The sequence below is a fragment of the Halodesulfurarchaeum formicicum genome (assembly GCF_001886955.1).
Taxonomy (GTDB): domain Archaea; phylum Halobacteriota; class Halobacteria; order Halobacteriales; family Halobacteriaceae; genus Halodesulfurarchaeum; species Halodesulfurarchaeum formicicum.
In genome coordinates this window covers 1,510,412-1,534,350 of the sequence record NZ_CP016804.1, presented here as the reverse complement: position 1 = coordinate 1,534,350, position 23,939 = coordinate 1,510,412, and the positions used below count along the sequence as shown (strand labels likewise).

At 64.6% G+C, this 23,939-nt stretch carries 23 protein-coding genes and 1 tRNA gene; 12 read left to right on the top strand and 12 right to left on the bottom strand.

Annotated features, from left to right (window positions below; genetic code table 11):
- Positions 1 to 56: 56 nt before the first annotated feature.
- The 4 genes from HSR6_RS07965 to HSR6_RS07950 are packed head-to-tail and all read left to right on the top strand — an operon-like array spanning position 57 to position 6,356.
- Positions 57 to 1,058 carry a 4Fe-4S dicluster domain-containing protein gene (locus HSR6_RS07965; RefSeq protein WP_070365950.1) on the top strand — a complete coding sequence of 334 codons (1,002 nt, stop codon included), beginning with the start codon at positions 57 to 59 and terminating at the stop codon, positions 1,056 to 1,058.
- 2 nt (positions 1,059 to 1,060) lie between these two features.
- Entirely contained in the window at positions 1,061 to 2,332 is a 1,272-nt protein-coding gene (gene nrfD / locus HSR6_RS07960) for an NrfD/PsrC family molybdoenzyme membrane anchor subunit (RefSeq protein ID WP_070365373.1), read from the top strand.
- On the top strand, positions 2,329 to 5,694 hold the full coding sequence (locus HSR6_RS07955) for a molybdopterin-dependent oxidoreductase (protein ID WP_070365372.1): 3,366 nt from the start codon (positions 2,329 to 2,331) through the stop codon (positions 5,692 to 5,694). Before nrfD ends, HSR6_RS07955 begins: the two co-directional genes overlap by 4 nt.
- Positions 5,691 to 6,356 (top strand): TorD/DmsD family molecular chaperone, encoded by a 666-nt coding sequence (locus tag HSR6_RS07950; RefSeq protein WP_071933293.1) that lies wholly within the window; start codon positions 5,691 to 5,693, stop codon positions 6,354 to 6,356. Before HSR6_RS07955 ends, HSR6_RS07950 begins: the two co-directional genes overlap by 4 nt.
- Before the next feature lie 33 nt (positions 6,357 to 6,389).
- Here the strand turns inward: HSR6_RS07950 and HSR6_RS07945 are convergent, their stop codons facing one another.
- The 5 genes from HSR6_RS07945 to HSR6_RS07925 all read right to left on the bottom strand — a co-directional run bounded on the left by HSR6_RS07945 (position 6,390) and on the right by HSR6_RS07925 (position 12,011).
- Complete coding sequence (locus tag HSR6_RS07945; protein WP_071933292.1) at positions 6,390 to 7,280, bottom strand: histidine kinase; 891 nt, start codon at positions 7,278 to 7,280, stop codon at positions 6,390 to 6,392.
- Between the two features lie 43 nt (positions 7,281 to 7,323).
- Positions 7,324 to 8,421 (bottom strand): NADH dehydrogenase, encoded by a 1,098-nt coding sequence (locus HSR6_RS07940; RefSeq protein ID WP_070365369.1) that lies wholly within the window; start codon positions 8,419 to 8,421, stop codon positions 7,324 to 7,326.
- A gap of 98 nt (positions 8,422 to 8,519) precedes the next feature.
- Complete coding sequence (locus HSR6_RS07935) at positions 8,520 to 9,098, bottom strand: 50S ribosomal protein L15e (protein ID WP_070365368.1); 579 nt, start codon at positions 9,096 to 9,098, stop codon at positions 8,520 to 8,522.
- A 137-nt stretch (positions 9,099 to 9,235) separates the two neighbouring features.
- Positions 9,236 to 10,240: a restriction endonuclease gene (locus HSR6_RS07930; RefSeq protein ID WP_070365367.1), complete on the bottom strand. Its 1,005-nt coding sequence runs from the start codon at positions 10,238 to 10,240 to the stop codon at positions 9,236 to 9,238.
- Between the two features lie 100 nt (positions 10,241 to 10,340).
- Complete coding sequence (locus tag HSR6_RS07925; protein WP_071933291.1) at positions 10,341 to 12,011, bottom strand: ATP-dependent DNA ligase; 1,671 nt, start codon at positions 12,009 to 12,011, stop codon at positions 10,341 to 10,343.
- A gap of 85 nt (positions 12,012 to 12,096) precedes the next feature.
- Between HSR6_RS07925 and rmuC the strand changes: the two genes are divergently transcribed.
- The gene (gene rmuC / locus HSR6_RS07920; RefSeq protein ID WP_071933290.1) at positions 12,097 to 13,017 is read left to right on the top strand and encodes a DNA recombination protein RmuC; all 921 of its coding nucleotides are present in this window, start codon (positions 12,097 to 12,099) and stop codon (positions 13,015 to 13,017) included.
- Here rmuC and HSR6_RS07915 read toward each other — a convergent pair.
- A complete protein-coding gene (locus tag HSR6_RS07915) occupies positions 13,014 to 13,439 on the bottom strand; it encodes a hypothetical protein (RefSeq protein WP_070365364.1) in 426 nt (141 codons plus the stop codon). The two genes, rmuC and HSR6_RS07915, sit on opposite strands and share 4 nt — an antisense overlap.
- Positions 13,440 to 13,533: 94 nt before the next feature.
- On the opposite strand from HSR6_RS07915, the gene HSR6_RS07910 reads away from it, so the two are divergent.
- Entirely contained in the window at positions 13,534 to 14,955 is a 1,422-nt protein-coding gene (locus tag HSR6_RS07910; RefSeq protein WP_071933289.1) for an ATP-binding protein, read from the top strand.
- Between the two features lie 43 nt (positions 14,956 to 14,998).
- Positions 14,999 to 15,190, top strand: coding sequence for a hypothetical protein (locus HSR6_RS10915; RefSeq protein WP_148661819.1), 192 nt, complete (start codon positions 14,999 to 15,001; stop codon positions 15,188 to 15,190).
- Positions 15,191 to 15,290: 100 nt separating this feature from the next.
- Here the strand turns inward: HSR6_RS10915 and HSR6_RS07905 are convergent, their stop codons facing one another.
- The gene (locus HSR6_RS07905) at positions 15,291 to 16,187 is read right to left on the bottom strand and encodes a serine/threonine-protein kinase RIO2 (RefSeq protein WP_071933288.1); all 897 of its coding nucleotides are present in this window, start codon (positions 16,185 to 16,187) and stop codon (positions 15,291 to 15,293) included.
- Positions 16,188 to 16,365: 178 nt separating this feature from the next.
- On the opposite strand from HSR6_RS07905, the gene HSR6_RS07900 reads away from it, so the two are divergent.
- From HSR6_RS07900 to ncsA, 4 genes are read left to right on the top strand one after another with little or no spacing between them, the layout of a single operon-like run.
- Positions 16,366 to 17,196: a deoxyribonuclease IV gene (locus HSR6_RS07900; RefSeq protein WP_071933287.1), complete on the top strand. Its 831-nt coding sequence runs from the start codon at positions 16,366 to 16,368 to the stop codon at positions 17,194 to 17,196.
- Positions 17,197 to 17,220: 24 nt separating this feature from the next.
- Positions 17,221 to 18,015 carry a class I SAM-dependent methyltransferase gene (locus HSR6_RS07895; RefSeq protein WP_071933286.1) on the top strand — a complete coding sequence of 265 codons (795 nt, stop codon included), beginning with the start codon at positions 17,221 to 17,223 and terminating at the stop codon, positions 18,013 to 18,015.
- 41 nt (positions 18,016 to 18,056) lie between these two features.
- On the top strand, positions 18,057 to 19,151 hold the full coding sequence (locus HSR6_RS07890; protein ID WP_070365359.1) for an aminopeptidase: 1,095 nt from the start codon (positions 18,057 to 18,059) through the stop codon (positions 19,149 to 19,151).
- A gap of 46 nt (positions 19,152 to 19,197) precedes the next feature.
- Entirely contained in the window at positions 19,198 to 20,157 is a 960-nt protein-coding gene (gene ncsA, locus HSR6_RS07885; RefSeq protein WP_071933285.1) for a tRNA 2-thiolation protein NcsA, read from the top strand.
- Positions 20,158 to 20,186: 29 nt separating this feature from the next.
- Here the strand turns inward: ncsA and ftsZ are convergent, their stop codons facing one another.
- Together ftsZ and HSR6_RS07875 are read right to left on the bottom strand one after the other, a co-directional pair.
- Positions 20,187 to 21,347: a cell division protein FtsZ gene (ftsZ, locus tag HSR6_RS07880; RefSeq protein WP_070365357.1), complete on the bottom strand. Its 1,161-nt coding sequence runs from the start codon at positions 21,345 to 21,347 to the stop codon at positions 20,187 to 20,189.
- Positions 21,348 to 21,349: 2 nt separating this feature from the next.
- Complete coding sequence (locus HSR6_RS07875; protein WP_070365356.1) at positions 21,350 to 21,523, bottom strand: ribbon-helix-helix domain-containing protein; 174 nt, start codon at positions 21,521 to 21,523, stop codon at positions 21,350 to 21,352.
- Between the two features lie 490 nt (positions 21,524 to 22,013).
- On the opposite strand from HSR6_RS07875, the gene HSR6_RS07870 reads away from it, so the two are divergent.
- Positions 22,014 to 22,087: transfer RNA gene (locus tag HSR6_RS07870), tRNA-Tyr, on the top strand.
- Between the two features lie 212 nt (positions 22,088 to 22,299).
- Here HSR6_RS07870 and HSR6_RS07865 read toward each other — a convergent pair.
- From HSR6_RS07865 to HSR6_RS07855, 3 genes are all read right to left on the bottom strand, one after another.
- Positions 22,300 to 22,719 (bottom strand): OsmC family protein, encoded by a 420-nt coding sequence (locus HSR6_RS07865; protein ID WP_071933284.1) that lies wholly within the window; start codon positions 22,717 to 22,719, stop codon positions 22,300 to 22,302.
- A 94-nt stretch (positions 22,720 to 22,813) separates the two neighbouring features.
- Positions 22,814 to 23,002, bottom strand: a complete 189-nt coding sequence (locus HSR6_RS07860; protein ID WP_070365354.1) for a DUF7535 family protein — start codon at positions 23,000 to 23,002, stop codon at positions 22,814 to 22,816.
- Positions 23,003 to 23,057: 55 nt separating this feature from the next.
- A complete protein-coding gene (locus tag HSR6_RS07855) occupies positions 23,058 to 23,828 on the bottom strand; it encodes a proteasome assembly chaperone family protein (protein ID WP_070365353.1) in 771 nt (256 codons plus the stop codon).
- Positions 23,829 to 23,939 lie beyond the last annotated feature (111 nt).

Sequence of the window (23,939 nt, the reverse complement as noted above, 5' to 3'; positions counted from 1 at the left end):
ATGCACTCACTGACCGAACCACGTCGAACCGACACGCGACCGCCGGGAGGGTCGCGATGAGCGTCGACGGCGCTCCGGGCGTACCCGACCTCGATCGGGCCCGGATGGACGAAATGGTAGAGGCCGAGCGGGCGGACCCCGAGGAGACACTGGCCGAGGTCGCGTACTCGACGGAGCTCGGGCTCGCCATGGCCGAGGACGCCAAACGAGTCTCCAGTGGGTCACTTTCGAGTGAGTCCTTCTGGGCGACGTACGACGAGCAGGCCAGAGCCGAGTTCGGGGCGGAGTATACTGAGACCCCGAACCCGGCCGTGGACAAGGGTGGAAGCTGCCAGACCATCGACGAGCCGGCGGCTGACCAGCTCTCCTGTTCGGTGGACTCGATGGACGCAGTCGCCGAACAGATCGAGACCCCGGAGGAGGGAGACGTTCGATGGGGCATGGTGATCGACCTGCAGAAGTGTGTCGGCTGTGATTCGTGTACGGTGGCCTGCAAGGCGGAGAACCGCACCCCGCCCGGGGTCACATACAACGTCGTCATGGAGGAGGAGCACGGGGAGTTTCCCAACACGACCCGGACGAACATCCCCCGCCCCTGCATGCAGTGTGAGAAGCCCTCCTGTGTCCAGGTCTGCCCGGTCAGCGCGACCTACAAGATGGAGAACGGGATCGTCAACATCGATTACGACCGCTGTATCGGCTGTCGGTACTGTATGATCGCGTGCCCGTACGGGGCTCGGTACCTCGACTTCGGTGGGAGTTACGAGGACGAGGTCATGGGCGCCGGCGAAGTGACCAGTCCGGAGTACGGCGTCGATCGAGGGGCCCGCGAGGAGGGCGAATCACCGATGGCCAACGCCCGAAAGTGTAGCTTCTGCTATCACCGGCTCGGACGGGGCGAGGAACCCGCCTGCGTGGAGACCTGCATCGGCGACGCCCGGAACTTCGGAGACCTGAACGATCCGGACAGCGAGGTCTCCAGGATGGCCGATTCCACCCGGGCTACACAGCTGAAAGAGCACACGGGCAACGACCCGAACGTGTACTACCTCAAGTGACAATGGCGACTGCAAGCTCACTTCCGAACTTCAATCCGGGTTTCGAAGACAATCGGATCCGGATCGCGTGGTACGGACTGCTGGTCCTCACGCTCCTGGTCGGTGCATACGCGACTTACCAGCGCATCGTCGGGGGCATGGCGACCACGAATCTCACCTCGATCACCCCGTGGGGGGCCTGGGTGGCCTTCTACATCTACTTCATCGGGCTTTCGGCGGGCGCTTTCCTCGTGAGTACCCTCGCGAACGTCTTCGAGATGGAGGGGATGGAGAAGATCGATCGCGACGCGCTGTTCGCGGCGATCATCGCCATGGTCGTCGCGATGTTGTTCGTCTGGATCGACCTCGGCCGGATGGAGCGGATGTACTTCCCCTTCATCTGGCGGCAGCTCACCTCGGCACTGTCCTGGGAAGTGCACGCCTACGTGGCCTACATCGGCGTGTTGACTGCCGAACTATACTTCTCGATGCGGGCCGATCTGGTCCGGGTCTCGAATCACGCGTCCGGACTGCGGGCCCGAATCGCCGGGCTGCTCACGCTGGGCCGCACCAGCCTGAGTGAGAGTGCCATCCAGACCGACCGCTCGTGGCTCAAACGCATCGGTATCCTCGGGATTCCGCTGGCCATCTTCTTCGTCCACGGCGGGACGGGGATTCTCTTCGCCGGCGTGAAAGCCCGGGCCTACTGGAACAGTGGCCTCTTCCCGGTCATCTTCGTCGTTTCGGCCCTGCTCTCCGGGACCGCACTGGTCATGGCCGTCTATGTGTTGCGTCGAAAGCTCTTCGAGGGAAAACCGGTCGATTTGGACCTCCTCGACCGGCTGGGCCAGTTGTTGCTCGGCTTCGTGCTGATCGATGCGGCCTTCACCGCGATCGAGGCCCTGATCGGCGTGATGTCGCTGGAAGGCGCCCACTTGAGCGCGTGGCTCACGATCGCCCTGGGCAAGATGGCCTGGTCGTTCTGGATCGTGATGGTCGGACTGGGGTGGGTGGTACCCCTCATCCTGACGAGCCGTCGGTCCTGGCGGCGCCGGCCGATGTTGATGGTGATCGCCGGACTCTCGGTCGTCATCGGGATCGTCGGTGTCCGGTTCAACATCGTCGTCCCACCGCTGGTGAACCCGGTCATGGAGGGACTCCCAGCCGGTGATTATCTGCCGTCGCTCACCGAGTGGGCCACGAGCTTCGGAATCGTCGCCGTCGGGCTCCTGATCTATACGCTCGGCGCTGAAGTACTGCCGTTGACCCCGCTAACTGAGGAGGATAACTCATGAGCACAGACGACCGACCCGATGACGAACCGAACGTGTCACGGCGCGAATTCGTGAAGGCGGCTGGCGGCTTCACCGCGCTGTCCGCCGGTGGCGCGGCCGGCGAACTGGACTTCTCGTCGCTGTTCGAGGACGAGACCCAGCACTACGTGGGTACCGACTACGACGAGTACGACGCGAGTGACGTCATTCACACGACCTGTGGGCAGTGCAATACGTTCTGCCCGATCAAGGTCCGACTGGACGACGGCGGATCCGAGAACTCGACGTACACCTCGCTGGTTCGGAAACTCGCCGGCAACCCCTACTCGTTTTTGAACACCCAGCCCTTCGCGCAGGTGCCCTACGACAGCGACTTCACCTCCGTCGCCACTGGCGACCTGGAGGGGACCGGCGACATCTCGACGGACCGCTGGTCGCTCAACGCGGGTCGCATGTGCCTGAAGGGGCAGGCTGGCATCCAGACGGCCTTCGATTCCTATCGGGTCCGGAAACCGATGAAACGCGTCGGCGAACGGGGTAGTGACACCTGGAAGACCATCTCGTGGGACCAGGCGATCCAGGAGATCGTCCACGGCGACGAGGACCTCGGCCATCGCGGCCTCGCTGAGATGTGGGATTACGTCCCCGAGGAGCAGGTCATGGCCGACAGGGAACAACTCAGCGACGCCGAATTCGAGGCCAAGTACGAGGACAAACTGATCGATACGGACATCCCGGAACTCGGACCCACGGCCAACCAGATCGTCGACGTCGGTGGGTTCCGACGGTTCCTGATCCGGGCGCGGATGTTCCAGGGCTCGCTGGGCTCGATCAACAGCCACCATCACGCCGGTGTCTGTGGATTCTCCTCGGTCCTCGGGAACGTCCGGTCCCACGCGAACACGAAAAAGCGCCAGTACCCGGACATCGAGAACACGGAGTACCTGCTGGTCTGGGGGACCAACCCGATGGTCTCGAACAAGGGTCCGACCTGGCTGGCCCCGAAACTCACCAACGCGATCGAATCCGGCATGCGGATGGACGTGGTCGATCCCCGGATGTCCAAGACCGCGGAGAAGGCGGACACCTGGGTCCCGGTCAAGCCGGGGGCTGACGGCGCGCTGGCGATGGGGATGGCCCGGTGGATACTCGAACACGAGCGGTACGACGAGGGCTACCTGACCAATCCCGCCGACGGTCCCGCGGGAGCGGACGGCGAGACCACCTTCAGCGACGCCACCCACCTCGTGATCGCCGACGGGGATCCGACCACCACGCCGAAGGCAAAGACCAAAGCGGCCGAGGCGCTGGGCGTCGAAGGCGACCGGGCCGTCCTGGACGCGAAGACCGGCGAGGCTGTCCCGGCTGGTGAGGCCGAGACGGGCACACTGGCGGTCGATACGACCATCGAGGGAACGTCGGTCAAGAGTGTCTTCACGCTCTACCGGGAGCGGGTCTTCGAACACAGCCTCGAGGAGTACGCCGAGATGGCCGGGGTCCCGGCATCCCAGATCGAGACCATCGCCGACGAGTTCACGAGCCACGGCAAGCGGGCCGCGATCATGCAGTATCGCGGGCCGTCGATGCACACGAACGGCTTCTACAACACCCGAGCCATCGCGACGCTGCAGCACCTCATCGGCAATTTCGACTGGAAAGGGGGCCAGATTACACCGTACGCGAGCTATGGCACCATGGGCGGCCGCTATCAGCTCGGAAACGTCCCCGACGGCCGCACGCCATGGGGGCTGCCGATCACCCGGGCGCTCCACAACGCCGAGGACTTCGAGGGCACCCGACTGTTCCCGGACGAGGACGGTGATCCCTACCCCGCGGAACGTCCCTGGTTCCGCCTCGCCCCCCAGCATCAGGTTCAGGAGATCTATCACAGCGCTCAGGACGAGTATCCCTACTCCATCAACGCGCTGTTCCTGCGGACCTACTCCGAGAACCACGTCATGGCGGCGGCTGGTGGGGACAACATTACCGACGCGCTGCGCGACGAGGACGCTATCGAACTCCTGGTGGCCTTCGACACCGTCATCGGCGAGATGAGCGAGAACGCCGATTACATCCTGCCCGAGCCGACCTACCTGGAGCGGTGGGAGAACTTCGGCACCTACCCGAACAAGCGCCTGGCGGACGACAAGATCAGCCACCCGGCCGTGAGGGTGTTGCCCGACACGAAACTCTCCGAGCAGGTCCTCATCGACCTGCTGAAGGAGTTGGAGACGACGACCGGCGAATCGATGCCGGGCGTCGGCGAGGACGCGATCATCGACCAGAACGGGGACACCTGGCCACTTCACGATCCGGAGGACTTCTACCTCAAGATGACCGCGAACCTGGCTTTCCAGACCAAGACCCTGGATCCGGATCGCGCCGCCCTCGAGCAGAGCAACTCACTCCCGCCGGGACTGGACCGCGAGAGTTTCCCCTACGAGGAAGGTCCCGTGCCGGACGCCGACGACGACGAACTGCAGGCCTTCCGGGAGGCCCACGAGACGGGCCTCGGCGAGTTCTTCGATTACGAGGCGTGGAAGGGGAAGGTCAAACCCGAGGAGTGGCGGAAGGTCGTCACCGTCCTCAACCGTGGTGGCCGCTTCGAGGAGCCGATCCCGAACTACGCCGAGGCCTTCGAGAAGCACGGCTTCGATTACGATTATGCCGAGCGGTACGACCCTTCGAACGCCTACGTCGGGGACAAGATGCGGTACCGCCTCGACGGCGAGGTGACCTTCTTCAACGAGATCATGCCAGTGGGGAAAGACGCCTACGACGGCACCCACTTCGACCCACTCCCGAAGGTTACCGACGTGACACACTTCAACGGTGATGTCCTCACGCCAGTCACGAGTGACACCGAGCCAGAGCGTCCGCTTCATCTCATCAACTGGAAGCCACGAACCCAGGGGATGACACGGACCCAGAACGCCCCCTGGCTCCGGGAGACACGCCCCGAAAACCCGGTCTGGATGAACCCAGACGACGCCGACCCCAGGGGCATCGAGAACGGCGATACAATCGAAATCGACGCCGGACGGAAGACAGTCGAAGGGATCGCGATGGTCACCGAGGGCATCCGGCCAGGCGTCGTCGGCACCATGTGGGGCTGGGGTCGACACGGCGACGGTGCAGTGGAACGAACCGTCGACGACGAAGCGATTGCCCCGGCCAACGACCGCTACGGCCACTCCCCTTACGAGTTCGACACGCCGATGACTGAGGAGGCCGGGTACGCGAAGGGACGGGACGCCGGCTTCGCCGTCAACCACCTCGCGCCGGTCGACACGACAACTGGCGACGTTGGACCGTCTGACCCGATCGGTGGCGCACAGTCACAATATGACACCCACGTGGAGATCACCCGACGTGAACAATGAGTGAGGGGACTGTCGCCGCCGAGTTCGCTCGGGCCCGCGCGGACCTCTACGATCTGCTCTCACGGGCCTTCGACGGGGACACCGAGGCGCTTGCGGAGGCCCTGGAGACAGGGGTCTTCGCGGATTTCGCCGGCGTCTTGCCGGGAGCTCCTGACACGGCGGTGCTGACACGGACCGACCTCGATCAGGACGCCCTTCAGGTCGGCTACGACAACCTCTTTGTCGTGCCGGGTCCCTACTACGTGCCGCCGTTTGCCTCTGGCCACGCGACAGAGCCGAGTGAGGCCTACGACTCGGACGCGGCGTATCACGAGGTCGGGACCGCCGGGGAACTCTTCGGCGACCCGGCCGAATCCGTCGCCGCGCTCTACGATCGCGCGAACTTCACCCCAGAACGCGGTGAGGGAATCCCCGACCACGTCGCCGCGGAGTTCGAGTTCATGGCCCGCCTCGCTGCGCGGCAGGCTACCGGTGACTCCCAGCCGAGCGAGGAACTGCTCGCGGTTCAGGGGGAGATGATCGATCACCTCGCGTGGCTCGCGGACTTCTCCGAGGCGGTCGGCTCGGCCGACGATGCTGAAGGAGTGTACGCGGCTGTCTGCTCGTTCGCGAGAGCCTTCGTCGCCTGGGATCGTGAACAGTTCGACGCGACGGAACGCTGAGACGATCGGGGCTAGACAGCGCGCGTCGCCGCGCTACTTTCTGTCACGTGGATAGGGACGGAGCAGCGTGAGTTCCACGGTCGAGTCCGTGACGTCGATGGAGCCGCCCCACTGTTCGAGCAACGCGTGGACCGGACCGAGTTCGAGGTCCGGCCGCGCAGCCTCGGTCGCCCGCCCGGTCAACTGCTCGCTGACCGCTGCCGGGAGCGCCGGCCCGTTGTCGCTAATCTCGACGATCGCCCGTGACCCCTCGGTCCTCACACGGATCCGGATCTCGGGCTCGCTCGAATCGTTGTACAGGACGAGTTGTTTCAGAATCGTCTCGGTGATGTCCACGAGGGTCGTCGCCTCCGCAAACACGGTACGTTCGGGGACCGCCTCCCGGTCGACTTTCATCGCCGGATAGGTCACTTGCAGATTCCGCGTGGCCGTCTCGATGACCGTGTTGAGCGTCGCTGTCGTGCCCAGCGGCAGGCTCACAAAGGCCCACGAGGCGAGGCGGCCGACTACCGGCAGCTGGAACGTCGCCGGCCCCAGCAGGCTGCGGTGTTTTCTGTCGGTGTCTTGGTCCGCCGCTCCCGGAATCGGGCCCGCGCCAAGTTCACGGGTCACGACGGCCTGCTGCTCGCGTTTTCGCTGTTCGACCTGGAGCCGCCGGCCCAGGACCCCCACCGTGAGCACCGCGAGCAGGTTCACACTCGTCTCGAAGACCTCGCCCAGGACGTTCCCGAGCGGGTTCGCCCCGGTGAGCAGCAGCCAGACTTCGGTCACCTGGTGGGCGCCCATGAGTCCGAGCAAAAGCGAGCCGATCAGGAGCCGCCGTTCACGGACGACCGCGCCCCAGACTGTCAGGACGAACCCGCCCGCGAGCACCGTGAGGGGGAGGACGGTGAACACGGCCACGGCAAGTGGATCGGCGGCCATTACTGGTGGGTTGGCCGGCCGGCCTCAAAGATGCGTGGATGTGTCAGACCCGCTCGATGGTTACATGGCTCCGCGTGACCGCCGCGACTTCCCCGTCGATCGAGGCGTGCTGTGGGTTGCTGATGCCCTCCTGGGCCGGCTCGGCGATCAGGTCCCCCTGCTCGACCCGCTCGCCAGGGACCACGACAGGCCGACTCCGCGTGACCAGGCCCTCGAGGCGTTCGTTCGTGAGCAGGGGAATCCGGACGGTGTCTGGAACGATTTGCTCCGGCTCGGTTTCGAAGGTGCGACTCTTCCAGGCCTGGGGGCCGAGAATGTTGATCCGGCCGCCGCCAAGCGTGTTCTCCGCGGCCAGGTTCTCGTCGACGATTAGCAGGCAGTTCGTCCGCTTGCGGACGCCGAACTCCGCCGGGCGCGCCTCGATCTCGAAGCTCCAGCCCGGGCCCCCATCCGCGAGGATTTCGCTCTCGCCGGGGCCGCCTGGCCGGCCCGCCTGGGCCAGCAGATCGGTCGCCGGCGTCCCGATCGGCACGTCGAGAAACCGGTGTCGCGGGGTGTCACCATCTACGTGGACCAGTTTGCGGGTCACGGGTCGTTCCGCCGCGAGGGCCCGGTAAATGTTGTACATCGATTCGGTGTTCTGGACGAGCCAGCCGTGATCCAGGGGCAGGTCCGACCCGATGGTGACTCCCGTGACCTCCCGCAGGAGGACACTCTCCATCCCGTACTCGTACCGATCCGGCGTGCAAGCGATGACGACCGATGGGGCCGTTTCGACGTCGATGGGGAGTTCCTCCGGTGACAGGACGGCGGCGTCGAGTTGTTCTTCGAGGGCTCCCAGCCAGACGCCCCGGTAGGCTTCTTTCGTCCCGATGACGACCGTCGAGACCCCCGATTCGAGCAGCCAGCCGATCAACGCGGCGAGTTCGTCGGCGTGCTCCCGGCCGAGATGCCTGTCCTTGAGGAAGTTCGGTTCGCTCTCCTGGTGGTTGATCATCACCGCGTCGACCTCGTCGAATCGGTCCCACTTCGCGTAGGCGGGAAAGCCGGCCCCACCGGCGCCGGCGACCCCTGCCGACCGGATCCGTGGCACGAGATCGTCCGGGGTAACGTCCGCGAGTGGTTCGTCCACGTCTGTCATATGTTAAGATACGAACTAGTCAGGGATAAACGTCCACGTAGGGGCACGTTTCGAGCCGAGGCTGTTCGGCGCTGGCAACCGAGAAAACGGAACCGGAGTTAGTCGCGGGAACCCACACTCGGGCGCGTGTGCTCGGAGCCCGTCCCGCGCTTGAGCATGCCGCGCCCCCGGTCGCCGGCCGTGGTCAGCCCGCGGAGGGCACGGTTCTCGTGGGCGTCGTCACAGATCCAGTTCAGGTCGTCGTCGTTCTCGATTGCGGGGTGGTTCGGATCCAGGAGGATCACTTCGAACCACTTCTGGCTGCCGTCTTCGCCGACCCAGTAGGAGTTGAGGACTCGGAGATTGATGAACTTCCGCGTCGCCCGCTCCTCGGCGATGCGCTTGAGATTCTTCTTGCGACCCAGTCGGTTGACGCCGGTGCGCTTCGAGCGCCGGCCGGCCGTGAACCGGGACTTCCGAGCGCCGCCCTTGCGCACGCTAACGCGTGCCAGGACGACTCCCTGCTTTGCCTTATATCCCAGGTCCCGGGCCTTGTCGAGCCGGGTCGGGCGCTCGATGCGCTCGATGGCGCCCTGCGATCGCCAGTCCTGTTTGCGCTGCCACTGTAGCTCGGCGAGTTTCCCGTCGTCGGGGTCCCGCCAGGCCTCCTTGATGTACGAGTAGGCGCTTCGTGTCATTGTTACCCGCGGGCGTTGGTGGTTCAACCCTCTCGGGTCACATCCCGTCCCGATATCTCGGGCGCCCACTGGTGCCCGCCGTCCAGCGAGTTATCGATACTCCGCCGTGTACCCCCAAAAGGACTTCGAAACCCCGGTTAGCCGCGACTGACCTGAAACTCGATCGAGCGATCCCGCTCGAAGGTGATCGGCGTGGCTTCGGCCCCGGGCCGGGAGAGCAGTGTCGCCGACTCGGTCCCCGCTGGAACGGCAAAGACGACGTATCCCCGGGCTGTCTCCCCGGCATCGAGGACGACCGGTGGCTGTCCGACCGCCCCCTGGAGATACTGCGGGCCGTATCGCTTCTCGCCGGTGGCAACCGCGAAGTCCCGTTCCCGGAGGACCTGTGTCGCTTCGGTCGGGTTCGTCGCGTTGAACTGGACGATTAGAAAGGTCGTGTCGTTGCCCGGCTCGAATCGGGTCCCGTTCGGGCCCACGACTGCCTGCTGGGTTCTGGCGTCCCACTGGACCCCGACCGAGGCGTTCTCGGCCTGCGTAAACGAGACCGCCGTCATGCTGAACCCACCGCCACCGAGGCCGAGGTCCAGCCCCGGAACTCCTCCCAGGGCGCCCGTCAGGAGGCCCCCTGCCAGCAGGACGATCAGGAAGAGCGCCCCGAGACCGAGGAGCCGTCGCCCACCGCCCAGGCTCGGGGTCGGCAGATCGACCGTGGGGAGCGAGGGGCGGCCGACGGCCGGAAGCAGGCCGAGCAACCGACTCGACAGGCCCCGTGACGTGTACTCCGCGAGCAAGTCCTCGAAGCCCTCGGCCGAGGCGGTCTCCTCGACGACGCTCGGATCGACCAGGTGCAGGCCGTTGTCCCTGGCAACCTGGTGGGCCGCATCGGTGAACGTGCCCTGGGTCGCCGCGACCGGCACGTCGAGGGATTTCTGCTCCTGGAGGGTCACCAGCGCCCGGACTGCTTCGGCGTCGACTGGCTCCTGGCCGGGAAACACCAGAATGAGACCGCGGGTGCCATCCGGCTGATCACCCGCGACCAGGAACTGCTCGCCGCGCTCGGTGACCTCGGTTTGCCAGTCCCGGCGTTCCCAGATGGTCGCGAGGAACTGTGCGAACTCGTGACCCGAAAGCTCCTCGACCATCTCAGGTCACCGCCTCCCGGGGACAGGCTGCCATCCCGTGGGACTGCACCCGCGCGGGTAATAAAACATGTCTCACCGATCGGCTCGCTTGTCGGCCATGCTACTGGTCGTAGAGCCGTTCGACCCGGTCGAGCGTGTCCACGTCGCTCACGGCGAGGTCGTCCCGGAACCCGACGAACCGCGGGAAGCGAAGCGCATAGCTCGAGTCGTACTCGGGGGAGGCCTGGATCTCCTCGAACTCGACCTCCAGGACGAGTTCCGGGTCGAGGACCACGTCCCGGCCCTCGGTCTCGACGATCAGTGGCTCCAGTCGCTCGGTGACGGTGGCGAGTTCCTCGTCGGTGAAACCCGTCGAGAGCCGGCCGACTTCCTTGAATTCGCCGCTCGCGTCTCGACAGCCCAGGTAGAGCCGCCCGAGCTGGTTCGACCGCCGCCCCTCGCTGTAGGTCGCCCGGGTGACCACCAGATCGAGGGTCTCCAGTGTGGGCTTTACCTTCATCATGTAGCCCACCCGGTTCCCGGGCTGGTAGGTCGCCGCCGGGTTCTTCACCATGATGCCCTCCTGGCCCGCCGCTAACGCGTCCTCGTAGAGGGCTTCGATGGCCGCCGGGTCCTCGCTCATGCAGTTTCGGGCCCGTTCGATCTCCTGGGTGGACTCCGTGAGAACCGATTCGAGCCGGTCGAGCCGTTGCGTGAGCGGGGCCTCAAGTAGCGACTCCTCGACGTACATCGCGTCGAAGAGCAGCAGGGTTACTGGGATCTCCGTTTTCGTGGCCTGCAGGTCGTACTTGCGCTTGATGCGCTTCGAGAGGGTCTGGAACGGAAGGGTCCCGCCCGTTTCGGGATCGTACCCCACGATCTCGCCCTCCAGAATTGCCTGTTCGGCGTCGACGTGCTCCTGGACGGCCGCGACCACGTCCGGGAACTGTGCCGTGACGTCGGCCAGCCGGCGGGTAAAGACCGTGACGTCCGCTCCGTCGACGTGGACCTGGGCTCGCATCCCGTCGTACTTGTACTCCGCGAGGACGGGCCCGTCGGGAGCGACACGGTCCATTCCCGTGCGCACCGATTCGGCCTTCTCAGCGAGCATCACGGCGATCGGCCGGCCGACCTGGATTTCGAGTTCCGCCAATCCTTCCACACCTGAACCACGGGCGACTGCTGCGACCGTCCGGTAATCGTTCGTGACCTGATAGGCCCGCTCGACAGCCGCGATGTCGGCCTCGCTCCCCCCGAGGAAGGCCTGGGCGATCGCGTCCCTGATCGTCCCCTCACCGACGCCGATGCGGAGGTTTTCGAGGACGGTCCGGACGAGGTACTGGGCCGTCTCGGGCTCGGCGTCGGAGAGCAGCCCGGCGATCGCATCGACTTTCCGTTCCTGGCTTCCCGCCCCATCGTAGGCCGCGATGGCTTCGAGGGTGTCCTGGACTCCCTCGACGGTCAGGGACTGGCCGAAGAGGGTCTGTTGCCGGTCGTTTTCGATCGCTCTCGCGGCCGCGCTCCCCAGGTCGCCCGTCTCGCGCCACCACTCCTCGATCTGTGCCTCGCTGTGGCCGGTCGCTTTCGCGATGGCCGTTCTGGTCAGACTCGAGGAGACGCCCAGATCCCGATCGTCCCAGGCCACGAACGGCCGGCCCTGCAGGAGGGTGACGAGCAGTTCGACTGTCTCGGGCCGCGCTGTCAGCGTGCGTGCGATCAGCGCCGTCTGTTCCGTGTTCGCTTCTGTCGCCGAGAGCTCCGCGTACAACTCCACCAGGCGGCCGTACTCCATTGGTCGGCCGTTGGAGGGCGTGGGGGATAAGCCTTCGAAAAGCCCGGCAGACACTTTCTTTGTCGGGCCCGCCGAAGGCAGGGCAATGGCTATCACCGACCTGCTTCTCGGGGCCGTGTTGCTCGGCTTGCTCTTCGTGATCGGACTCCTCTTCCAGGTCCGGCGGACTGTCGCCGAGTCCGACGCCGGCGTCGAGACCGACCAGCTAACCGCCGCACTCTCTCAGAGCCTCTCCTCGATGGAGTTCGGTGAGACGGTCTCGCGGATCGAGGACCGGGCGGGGAAGATCGAGTCCCTCCATGATGACTTCGACCGGCTGTTGCGGGCCCCTCGCGAACGCGGGGAGTTCGGCGAGGTCCAACTGGAGGTCATGCTCTCCGATCACCTCCACCCGGGGATGTACGGGATCAGAGAGCAGGTCGTCGGTTCGAAGACCCCCGACGCACACGTCGAGACCCCGGAGGGGATCGTGGCGATCGACTCGAAGTTCCCGCTGGATCGCTACGAGCAGTTCCTCCAGGCCGACGATCCCGAGCAAAAACGGGCGCACAAGCGGGCCTTCCGAGACGCCGTGGAATCTCAACTCGCGAAGATCGAACGGGATTACGTCGACCCCAGTGCGGGCACCACGGACTTTGCCTTTGCCTACATTCCTTCGGAGAGTGTCTACTACCATCTGATTACCGAGGAGTACGACCTGTTGCGGGAGTACACCAAACGAGGTGTGCAGGTCGTCTCCCCGCTCACCCTGGGGCACAAACTCGAACTGCTCAAGACCGGGGCGCAGGCCCAGAAGCTCTCCGAGGAGGCCGAGGCGGTGCTCGATCACCTGGCCCAGCTGGGGGACCGCTTCGAGTCCGTCGAGGACGAGTGGAGTACCCACAAACGACACGTGGACAACGCGGCCAAACGAGCGGACGACGTGGACCGGGCGCTGGGCCAGGTGCGTGATGCCTTCGACCGGATCGATCGGCCGGAGGGCAACCTCTCCGTGACCGAGGACTAGCCCGTGAACTCCCGCCAGTGGGTGATCGTCCAGTAGGCCAGGCCGCTGCCGATCAGGCCCGCTGCGAGCAGATACAGGATGAAATCCGGCTGGAAGACCGCTCCCGGGTTGGAGACGGCATACGCCAGGCCCTCGCCGGTCAGCGTGACCACGACGAACACGGTGACGGTCACCCCGATCGTCGCCATGAGCACCTGGCTCCCCTCGATACGGGGCCGCTCCAGGACGAACAGGGCACTCACGAAGCCGATGGCCATCAGGACCACGTAGTAGGGAAACCGGGCGCTGAATCCCTCGACGCCGCCCATCGTGAGCGAGAGTGCACCCAGAAACGACGCGGTAAGCACAAGTGTCGAGCCGAGGATCGGCCCGAGCACTCGCAGGAGTGGCTGCCGGGATAGCCAGTCGGGGCCCCGTTGCATGCTCGAAGTCTCTTTGCGCCCCGGGAAAAGTGTACTGACACCGATCGCCGGCCCGCGGCAACTATTTACCCCCGGGAATCGAACGGCCGAGCGAATGGCTCGCGAGACGGAGCGGATCGTCGTCTCCGAGGATGGGTTGTCCCTGCCGGTCATCGAGGTGTTGACCGGACGGGGCGCCATCTTCGGGAAGAGTGGCTCCGGGAAGAGCAACACCGCGAGTGTCGTCGTCGAGGAGCTCCTCGAACGCGGGTTTCCCGTCCTCATCATCGACATCGAAGGGGAGTATGCGACACTCAAGGATCGCTACGATGTCGTGCACGTCGGGGACGGCGACCAGTACGATTACGGCCTGTTCGAAACCGACCCGGGGAAGATCGTCGACTTCTGTCTCGATCAGCACCGGCCGGTCGTCATCGACATTTCCGAAATTCTGGAGATCGAACGGGCCGAGGTGACGATCCGGGACACATTGCAGTTGCTCTTCTCCCGCGAGAAACACGAGAACAAGCCCTTCCTCGTGCTGGTCGAGGAGGTCCACGAGTTTCTGCCCCAGCAGGGTGGGCTCGATGACCTGGGGGAGATGCTCATCCGGATCGCAAAGCGGGGCCGAAAGCGTGGACTCGGGCTCCTGGGGATGTCCCAGCGACCCGCCTCGGTCGACAAGAACTTTATCACACAGTGTGACTGGCTGGTCTTCCATCGCCTGACCTGGGAGAACGATACCCGGGTCGTGAAATCGATCCTCGGGAGTGATTATGCCGCGGACGTCAAGGAACTGCGTACGGGGTCGGCCTTCCTCATGGCCGACTGGGAGGACGCCGTCAGGCAGGTCACGTTCCGGCGCAAGCGAACGGACGATGCGGGAGATACCCCCTCGCTGTCGCCATCACAACGCCGTGACCTGACGTCCCCCACAGAGGAATCGCCCGAGACCGATTCTGAATCGGTGGCCGAGCAGGCTGCCGAGACCGAATCGGACGCTGAGACGGCCGCCACCGAGCCGGATGACGCGTCCGCGGCGGCGTCGACCTCCGATGCTGAGGCGGGCGTTACGCCCCTCGACGCCGACCCGCCGACGGTCCTCGTGGACCGCGCCGAAGCGGAAGAGACAGACCCAGTGGAGCGATCGCCGGAACCCGTCGACCGCTCTGACCCGGAGCCGTCGTCGAGTACGCCGGACTCGACGGCCGTGCCGGAACCGCTGGCCGAACCGGCCCGTCGGGAGGACTCACGGGTGGATGCCCGGGACGCGGATCCCGGGGCCGCAGAGACACTCTGGGAACTCGGCCATCTGGTCACCTACGTCCTGCTTCGAGCGTTCAGCGGACTCCGCTATGGGGTTCGACTCGCGTATGCGCAAGTGACTGGGCAGTCGAAGCCGGTCGATCGACTCGCCCCGCTCTCGATCGGGGGCGATCCGGACCGATCGGCGTCCACGCGGTTCGCGATTCGCGTCCTGATCGTTCTGCTCGCGGTCATCGGGGGGCTGGTGGTCTTTGCCGTCGCTGGCCTCTGATCGGGAGCAACCTTACCTTCTGGCGGTCGAAGAGCCGGTATCCGTGCCAGGTCGCCCACAGCAGGTCTTCGTCTCGCAGGCCGAGGGAACTGACCTACAGGTCTATCACACCTCGACGGCGTGTCCGGTATTGCCCGGTGCCTATCAGGTGTTAGCCCGCTCACTGGCCGAGGAGCGTGGGCTTCGGGAGTGTCACCGGTGCCGAGCGCGTCGCTACGACGTTCTGGAGCTGTGAGTTTTGGCTCGTCCGTCCCTGATACGGAGGCCGGCCGGTTCGACCCCCATTTGATATAGTCAATAACAGTTTATCAGCGTCGCTTGAGCCGCCGATTCTCCTAGTCGAGCCGGTCAAACGTGCCGTCTTCGATGGCTGTCGCGATGGAATCGGTGTCGATTTCCCCGATTTGTCCGGGATACTTGCGCTCGAAGTAGCTGGTGATGTTCTCGATGTCCCGGCGGAGGAACTCCTCGGCGTTGTCGTGATCGACGGGCACGGCCTGTGGCCAGTCGAACAGCGTGATACCTTCCGACGCGACGAAGACGTTGTACTCACTGATGTCTGCGTGCACGAACCCGGCCTGATAGGCCGTCTGAAGCTCCCGCAGGATCAGCTCCAAGACGCCACGGACCTGCTCGTCGGGGAGTCTGGCTTTGGCCAGTTCCACGCCGGGGACTTTCTCCATGACGATGGCGTGGCGGTTCTGGTCGATCGGCTGGGGGACCGACACCGCCGGGTACAGCGTCTCCAGGGCTTCATACTCCCGTTCGGCGGCTTTGCGGGCGGTATAGAGCCAGGAGACGTGTTCACGATCCGCGGTATAGTCCCGCTCTCGCCGCACGGCCCGGAAGTTCGCGAACCCCTCGCGGTGGAACTTCAGCGCGAGGGGCTTGTAGGACTCGACCTCGTAGACGTCTGATTCCTTGCCGACCCCGAGTGGCGCGCCAAATCCTTCGATTGTCCCCCGCTCGGCGAAGGTATGCAACGCGAGTGCGTCGTATCCCCGCTGGGTCAGCTTGATGCCCTCGTACTGGATGGTTTTGCGCTCGATGAGCTCCAGATCGAGCATCCGATTCAGGTGAAAATCGACGTTTTCCGTGGTTAAACCCGAAAAATCGGGCAGTTTCTCGCGATTGACCCACTCGGAGAATCGCATCCCCTGCTCGACGCCCGAGAGGAGATGGAAATCCTCGGGTGCGAGGTCGGCCATCGCGTCGGCGACAGTTCCGGCCATGGCCGGTCTAGCCTGGCGGTGCCTATAAGAGTCCGGTCCGCTTTCGATCGCCGAATAAATCAAATACCGCTATACAAAATTCAGAAACAATTTTGTCCGATATAGCCCGACAAAAAGATGGGGGCAGGACCGTCCCGTTTCGGGAAAGGGACTTACTATCGGCCCCTCAACGCCGTGTATGCGAATCGGAGCACACGTCTCTATCGCCGGTGGGGTCGACAACGCCGTCGAGCGAGAGCTCGCGGTGGGCGGGAACTGCGGCCAGATCTTCACGCACTCCCCGCAGGTCTGGCAGACCCCGGACATCGATCCCGAGGAGGCTACGGACTTTGTCGAGGGCACGGCGGCCAACCTCGCGGGCCCGTGGGTGATTCACGCCTCGTATCTCGTCAATCTCGCGACCCCGAAAGACGACCTGCGACGGAAATCGATCGACTCGATGCAGGCCGAAGTCGATGCCGCCGCCACACTCGAGATTCCTTACGTCAACGTCCATCTCGGCGCGCATACGGGGGCGGGAGTCGAGGGCGGCATCGAGAACGCAGCCGCCGCACTGGACGAACTCGATATTCCCGAGGACGTGACCGTCCTGGTCGAATCCGATGCGGGCAGCGGGACGAAACTCGGCGGTGACTTCGAACACCTGGCCGCGGTCCTGGAACAATCTTCCCAGGACCTCGAGGTCTGTCTCGACACGGCCCATGCCTTCGCGGCGGGCTATGACCTCTCTTCGCCCGCGGCAGTCAAGGAGACCGTCGCGGCGTTCGATGACGTGATCGGGTTGGACTCACTTGCCTGCATTCACCTGAACGATTCGAAACACGCGGTGGGAACGAACAAGGACGAACACGCCCATCTCGGTGAGGGCGAGATCGGCGTGGACGGCATTCGCTCGATTTTGAACCACGAAGCCCTCCGGGAGCTTCCTTTCGTCCTCGAGACGCCCACGGAGGACGGTCGGGGCTTCGAGTGGAACATCGACCGGGCCAGGGAGCTCCGAGAGGCTTAACCAACTTCCTCACCCACTCCCGCTGTGCGCCGTTTCACGGAAGCCTATCTACGCGATACCCGCCGTGGGCTCTGGGAGGATCGGGAGGCGCTGGCTCCGCTGTTCCGTGGAGAACCCGAACGTATTCTCGATGTGGGCGCCGGGACGGGCGAGTTCACGCGAGTCTTGCGCGAGGAATCTGGGGGGTGGGTCGTCTCACTCGACGCCGACGCTTCCTTGCTCCGTGCCGGGGCAGTCGAGACACCGATCCAGGGGGATGCCACGCGACTCCCCATCCCCGACCGGACATTTGACCTGGCGGCCTGCCAGGCCCTGCTTGTGAATCTTCCAGATCCAGATCGCGCGATTCGGGAATTGATGCGGGTCTCTGCGGACCGCGTTGCCGCCGTCGAACCCGACAACAGCGCGGTGACCGTCGAATCGACCGTCGAAAACGAGGCTACCCTGGCCAGTCGGGCTCGGGCTCACTATCTCGACGGCCTGGAGACCGACGCCAGTCTCGGGGCCGATCTGGGGGTTCGATTCGAGCGGGCCGGGCTCCGAGAGGTCGCGGTAACCAAGCACGTCCACGAGCGACGCATCGAGCCGCCGTATTCGGAGGCGGCCATGGAGTCGGCTCGGCGGAAGGTGACTGCCACTCGCATCGACGCTCACCGCGAGACGATGCTCGCCGGCGACCTGGAGCGGGCTGATTTCGACCGATTACGCGACAAGTGGCAGGCGATGGGGCGGGCGGTCGCCGAACAGGTACAGGCGGGCACCTACCGTCGGATCGAGCGGATCCCGTTTTACGTTGCCGTCGGGCAGATCGAGCACTGAGACACTGGGCGTTTATGGCGCCCTGGTGCCTACCGCCGGGCATGGATCCCCGCATTCGGGAGCACGCACGCATCATCGTCGACCACTCCACGGAGATCGAATCAGGTGACAACGTCCTCGTCACGGCCCCGCCCGTCGCCGAGGATCTGGCGGTTGCCGTCTACGAGGAACTCGGGAAGCGCGGTGCCCACCCGATGCGTATGGGGGGCGGTTCGAGAGCCAGCCGCGCCTATCTTCGCGCAGCGGACCCCGAGGACTTCGAATTGCCCGAACACCTGCTCGCCGCGGTCGAGGAAGCCGACGCCGCGATCCGCGTTCGGGCCGACCGGAATACGAACGAGCAGGGTGATGTGGCTCCCGAGACGAACACCGCCTACCAGAAGGTCCGCCAGCCGATCTCGGACGCGTTGATGGACACTCGCTGGGTGCTGACCCAGCACCCGGCCCCCGGAAACGCACAGGACGCCGAGATGAGCACGGAGGCCTACGCGGACTTCGTGTACGAGGCGATCAACAAGGACTGGGAAGCCCAACGCGAGCATCAGGCCCAGATGGTCGAGATCTTGGAGAGCGGGACCGAGGTCCACCTCAAGAGCGGGACCGAGACCGACCTCACGATGCGAATCGACGGCATGCTGACCCGGAACGACGACGCCGAACACAACCTGCCCGGCGGCGAGGTCTTCACCGCGCCGGTCCCTGATTCGGTCGAGGGAACGGTGCTCTTTGACATGCCGCTCATGGCCCAGGGCCGGGAGATCACCGACGTGTACCTGGAGTTCGAAGGGGGCCGTGTCGTCGAGCACTCGGCGGCCAAAAACGAGGACGTGCTCTCGGCGGTCCTGGAGACCGACGACGGGGCCCGCCGGATCGGCGAACTCGGGATCGGCATGAACCGCTCGATCGACCAGTTCACCTACAACATGCTCTTCGACGAGAAGATGGGCGACACCGTCCACCTGGCGCTGGGTCGGGCCTACGAGGACACTGTCGGCGAGGACCGGGAGCGCAACGACTCGGCCATCCACATGGACATGATCGTCGACATGAGCGAGGACTCCCTGATCGAGGTCGACGGCGAACTCGTCCAGCGAAACGGGACCTTCGTCTTCGAGGACGGCTTCGAAGCGAACTGAACTGGGGCCGAAACGGTGAAACCGGCGAGTCGGCAACTCTCACCCGATGGAATGTGATCGGTGTGGTCGGGAGGCCGTTATTCACGTGGCTTACTCCGGGGCCCACCTCTGTGGAACGCATCTCCGCCAGTCGGTCGACCGGCGCGTGCGCCGGCGCATTCGCTCCGATGGACTGCTGCCGGACACTGCGACCCCCGAGGATCCCGTCACCTGGCTGATCGGCCTCTCGGGCGGCAAGGACAGTGCCGTTCTCACCCATATTCTGGCCGATACTTTTGGAGACGACCCCCGGGTCGAACTGATCGCCCTCTCGATTCACGAGGGCATCGCGGGCTACCGCGACGAGAGCCTCTCGGCCGCCGAATCGCTCGTCGAAGACCGTCCGGTGGAATACGTGAGCACCTCCTACGAGCGGGAGTTCGACCTCCGGATGGACGAGGTCGCCGAAGCCGACCCCTGGGACATGGCCCCGTGTGCGTACTGTGGGGTCTTTCGCCGCGACATCCTCTCGGCGGTCGCAACCGAGTACGACGCCGACCTGCTCCTGACGGGGCACAACCTGGACGACGAGGCCGAGACGGCCCTGATGAACATCTTCGAGGGCGACGTCGCCCAGATGGCCCAGCACTACGACGCGAGCCTGGCGCCCCTCGAAGCACGCGAGGCGGACAGTCCGTTCGTCCCCCGGGCGAAGCCACTTCGGGACGTTCCGGAGTCCGAGATCGCGCTGTACGCTCGCCTCAGCGATATTCCGGCCCACATCGCCGAGTGCCCCCACAGCAGCGAATCCTTCCGCGGGACCGTCCAGGAGCTCTTGCTCGAACTCGAAGCGGACCATCCGGGGACCCGCCATTCGATCATGTCGGGATACGAGGAATTGGCCAAGCTCGCGGCCACACAGAAGCGTCGCGGGGAGCATGGGCCCGCCGGTGTCTGTGAGGAATGTGGGGCGCCGACCGATGGCGATCGCTGTCGAGCGTGTGAATTGCAGGCCGCATTAGAATAGTCGGCCGAGACCGGCCGCACCGGCCACGACTATCGGATGACGTCCAGGCCGTTCTCCTGTTCGAGTTCGTCCTGGCCGCCGTCGGAGTGAGCCCCGAAGGAGGGGGAACTCTCCGTCGAACCGGGATTCTCGATCTCTGCACGGGAGCGGTCGGCCTGCTCCTGAGTGGATGGCCCGAGGACCTGGGCGCTCTGCACGCCGGTCATGATGGCCATCACCCGGACCTTGCCCTTGTAGTTCTCCTGGATCCGCGCGCCCCAGATGACGTTCGCGGAGGCATCGAGTCGCTCGGTGATGTTGTCCGCGATGCCCTCGGCCTCCTTGAGCGTGAGGTCGGGGCCACCCGTGATGTGGACGAGGCCGCCGGAGGCCCCACGGTAGTCCACGTCCAAAAGCGGGTGGTTCATCGCGTCTTTCACCACTTCCTGGGTCTTGTTCTTGTCCTGGGTCTCCCCGACGAGCATCACGGCCACGCCGCCCTGGTTCATGATGGCGGTCATGTCCGCGTAGTCGAGGTTGATCAGGGACGGCTGGGTGATCGTCTCCGAGATACCCTTGACCGTCTCGGCGATGATCTGGTCCATGACCGAGAAGGCCTTGCCGATCGGGAGGTTGGGAACGTAGTCCAGCAGTCGGTTGTTGTCGAGGACGATGATCGAGTCGGCCTCGCTGCGGAGCTTTTCGAGGCCCTCCTCGGCCTTGACGGTCCGTGCGCGCTCGACGTTGAACGGCGTCGAGACCATCCCGACGACGATCGCGCCCTGTTCTTTGGCGATCTGAGAGACGACCGGTGCGGCTCCGGTCCCGGTGCCGCCGCCCATCCCGGCGGTGACGAAGACCAGGTCGGCGTCTCCGAGCACTTCCTTGATGGTCCCCTGGGCCATCTCGGTCGCGCGCTCGCCCATGCTAGGATCGCCACCGGCTCCGAGGCCGTTGGTCAGGGACTTCCCGACCAGGATCTTCGTGTCGGCCTCGACCATTTTGAGGTGCTGCTTGTCGGTGTTGATCGCGACCGTGTCGGCGCCCTCCACGCCGATGTTGTAGAGTCGGTTGACCGTGTTGTTCCCCGCGCCGCCACAGCCGACGATGACGATCCGCGGATCCCCGAATTCCGACGCGTCGTCGGCATCCGGCGTCTCCCTCGCCTCCTCTTCGGCGTTGTCAAGGGCGTCTTGAACGATGTCTTGCATTGTTACACCTTCACGTAGGTCCGCGGACTGTTCGTTTGCTCCCCTCGATCCTCCTCGAGCATATCGCGAACCGCTGCACGAATGGCCTCGCTACGATTGGGGTACTTCCCCGTCTCGACCATCCGTTCGACGGCCTCGATCTGCTGTTCCGGAATCCGGAGTGTCACACGCTCCATGGTTTGTATATCCCCGTTCCCGTAAGACCGGCCGACCCATCGAGTGGGTGCGCAGGTCTCACGTGGTGACAGTCGCCACCTGTAAGACCCGTGTCTTACGTAGCTTAGCCGACACTCCCATGCCATATATAATTAACGGCGATTGTAAACGGTTTGTTTACGTCCGAGCGTATTACACCCCGGGTGTGGTGTGTGAATCCAACACTTGGTTAGGGCCTGCATAAATGCTACTTAGAGCGCTTCTAAAGGCTATTGAGGTCAAATATTAACAAAACTTTGATAGGATTACAGGCTCGGAATGGACCCTCGGATGGGAATGGTAGGTGCCAATAGCGTCCTTTCGGAAAGGATAGAATTCGACCGTTCCTATCACGTTTGCACAACGGAACTGCGGACCTGGTGGGCCAAACCGGCGATCGATGCTTCGGGGCTGCTGGTTCGGGTGAATGACAATCCTTAAATTCGGACGGGGCGCTACGTGAGAGTGCACCCGCCCTTAGCTCAGACTGGTAGAGCAGCCGACTGTAGATCGGCTTGTCCCCCGTTCAAATCGGGGAGGGCGGACTGCGAGACCGACCGAAGGGAGGTCTCGATTTTGGCGAGCGGTGAACGAATGGAATGAGTGAGCCGCGAGCTGTGTCCCTGCGAACGAAGTGAGCAGTGAAAAATCCACACCGACACGATTTGAGCCTGGAAGGCGCAGCGCGAACGAAGTGAGCGACCGTCTTCCTCTGTCCAAATCGGGGCGGCGCAACGCGAACCCAAATCGACCACCCCTACTCGAGGGTCGTTGACAGTGTAATATCCACGCCCGCAAGCGCCTTCGAAACCGGGCAGTTTGCCTTCGCCTCGGCAGCGTACTCCTCGAACGTCTCGACCTCGATGTCCGGAACCTGCGCGTCGAGCGTGAGTTCGATGTGATCGATCTCCAGGGAGTCCGCGTTCAGCGAGACCGCCGCCTCGGTGTGGACACGCTGGGGGTCATACCCGTCTTCGGCGAGGGCGTTTGCAAGCGCCATCGAGAAACAGCCCGCGTGGGCCGCGCCGATGAGCTCCTCCGGGTTGGTGCCGTTCCCGTCCGCGAAGCGTGAATCGAAGGAGTAGGTCCCCTCGAACGCGCCGCTTCCAAGCGCCATCGAACCCGCTCCCTCCTTGAGTGTGCCTTCCCACGTCGCTGTGGCGTTTCTGACTGGCATAGCAGCAGTAGGTGCCAGCCCTTGATAGGTGTTGGCTAGCGGGCAGCGAATGGGAAAACCCTGACTAGCAGTTCAAAAAAAAACGGGGAGCCGCTCAGATCGGAATCTCGTCCTCGGGGTGCTTCTCGCCTTTGTCCTTGCCCTGCTTGCCGATGATCCACATGATCGCCAGCAGCGGCCAGACCGGCAGCAGGACCAGTGCGATCCCGGCGGCGATGATCCAGCCGAGGACCGACATCTCCGGCGCGGTGTGTGTGGGTGTCGGTGGAGTGACGGTGTCCATACGCCGCGGTTTGCGGGCCTAGGCAAAAGCCGTGACGGTTCTGCCCAGCGCAGGCCTACTGGTACATCCCCGGCATGCGACTCTCCTTGTACTGCCCCTGGCCCTCGACCATCTGTTCGTACTGTTCGGCGATCTGCTGCATGCGCTCCTGGATCTCCGCTGCCTGCTGTTCGAGTTCGGTGGTGTCGATGTCGAAGTCCACGAGCGGTTCGAGGGCCGTCTCGATCACGTGCTGGGCCGCCCCGGGATCGGGCAGGTAGGGGTGGGCCTTGACGATCAACACCGCCGCGGGGATCGACTCGTGGTGGCAGGCCTGGGCAAGCGCGCCGGTCACACCACCGATCACGCCGGGATCGGCCGCCAACTCGATGTCCTCGGCCTGGAGTTTCTTTTTCATGTCGGGGGTCGTCGCGACGGCCGTGACCGCGCCGCGCTCGTCTTCGAACTGAGCGGGCGCGCCCGCGAGGAAAACGGCCTCCTCGATCTCCCCGAGCTTCGAGAACGTTGCCGTGGAGAGCGGTCGGAAAGCTTGCCAGGGCAGTGCGAGGTCACTCTGGAGCGTGAGGATGGCCGGGTCAGCGCCGGCATAGACTCGGACTGGATCCCGGGCCATACCCTCCTGGAAGGTGACGACCTGGGGGAAGGTCTCGTCGTACAGCGTCCCATAGAGGTCGAGACCGAGCTGTTCGGTGATCTGGTCGACCGCGATCGAGGCCACCAGCCCGTGCCCGGGCAGTCCCTCGATAAGGGTCGTCCCCGCAACCTCGATGGTGTCGTGCTGTTCGAAGGTCGCCGCGTCGTCGATCTCTCGCTGGGTCGGGGCCATGGAGACATGTTTGTACGCCTATGTGAAAACAACTCCCATGGGTTCGATCGTCACCTCGAAACTTAGTTGAGGGGGAGGGCCCTGGCACGTGCCGTGCACGGACAGCGTTCG

Bases quoted from the DNA above. Each gene is read 5' to 3' on its own strand.
- HSR6_RS07910 (WP_071933289.1), top strand. From the start codon at position 13,534: ATGGCTCGCGAGACGGAGCGGATCGTCGTCTCCGAGGATGGGTTGTCC.
- HSR6_RS07915 (WP_070365364.1), bottom strand. From the start codon at position 13,439: ATGCAACGGGGCCCCGACTGGCTATCCCGGCAGCCACTCCTGCGAGTG.
- HSR6_RS07905 (WP_071933288.1), bottom strand. From the start codon at position 16,187: ATGGCCGGAACTGTCGCCGACGCGATGGCCGACCTCGCACCCGAGGAT.
- HSR6_RS07950 (WP_071933293.1), top strand. From the start codon at position 5,691: ATGAGTGAGGGGACTGTCGCCGCCGAGTTCGCTCGGGCCCGCGCGGAC.
- ncsA (WP_071933285.1), top strand. From the start codon at position 19,198: ATGGAATGTGATCGGTGTGGTCGGGAGGCCGTTATTCACGTGGCTTAC.
- HSR6_RS07900 (WP_071933287.1), top strand. From the start codon at position 16,366: ATGCGAATCGGAGCACACGTCTCTATCGCCGGTGGGGTCGACAACGCC.
- nrfD (WP_070365373.1), top strand. From the start codon at position 1,061: ATGGCGACTGCAAGCTCACTTCCGAACTTCAATCCGGGTTTCGAAGAC.
- HSR6_RS07940 (WP_070365369.1), bottom strand. From the start codon at position 8,421: ATGACAGACGTGGACGAACCACTCGCGGACGTTACCCCGGACGATCTC.
- HSR6_RS07855 (WP_070365353.1), bottom strand. From the start codon at position 23,828: ATGGCCCCGACCCAGCGAGAGATCGACGACGCGGCGACCTTCGAACAG.
- ftsZ (WP_070365357.1), bottom strand. From the start codon at position 21,347: ATGCAAGACATCGTTCAAGACGCCCTTGACAACGCCGAAGAGGAGGCG.
- HSR6_RS07935 (WP_070365368.1), bottom strand. From the start codon at position 9,098: ATGACACGAAGCGCCTACTCGTACATCAAGGAGGCCTGGCGGGACCCC.
- HSR6_RS07860 (WP_070365354.1), bottom strand. From the start codon at position 23,002: ATGGACACCGTCACTCCACCGACACCCACACACACCGCGCCGGAGATG.
- HSR6_RS07865 (WP_071933284.1), bottom strand. From the start codon at position 22,719: ATGCCAGTCAGAAACGCCACAGCGACGTGGGAAGGCACACTCAAGGAG.
- HSR6_RS07925 (WP_071933291.1), bottom strand. From the start codon at position 12,011: ATGGAGTACGGCCGCCTGGTGGAGTTGTACGCGGAGCTCTCGGCGACA.
- rmuC (WP_071933290.1), top strand. From the start codon at position 12,097: ATGGCTATCACCGACCTGCTTCTCGGGGCCGTGTTGCTCGGCTTGCTC.
- HSR6_RS07930 (WP_070365367.1), bottom strand. From the start codon at position 10,240: ATGGTCGAGGAGCTTTCGGGTCACGAGTTCGCACAGTTCCTCGCGACC.
- HSR6_RS07890 (WP_070365359.1), top strand. From the start codon at position 18,057: ATGGATCCCCGCATTCGGGAGCACGCACGCATCATCGTCGACCACTCC.
- HSR6_RS07955 (WP_070365372.1), top strand. From the start codon at position 2,329: ATGAGCACAGACGACCGACCCGATGACGAACCGAACGTGTCACGGCGC.
- HSR6_RS07945 (WP_071933292.1), bottom strand. From the start codon at position 7,280: ATGGCCGCCGATCCACTTGCCGTGGCCGTGTTCACCGTCCTCCCCCTC.
- HSR6_RS07875 (WP_070365356.1), bottom strand. From the start codon at position 21,523: ATGGAGCGTGTGACACTCCGGATTCCGGAACAGCAGATCGAGGCCGTC.
- HSR6_RS07965 (WP_070365950.1), top strand. From the start codon at position 57: ATGAGCGTCGACGGCGCTCCGGGCGTACCCGACCTCGATCGGGCCCGG.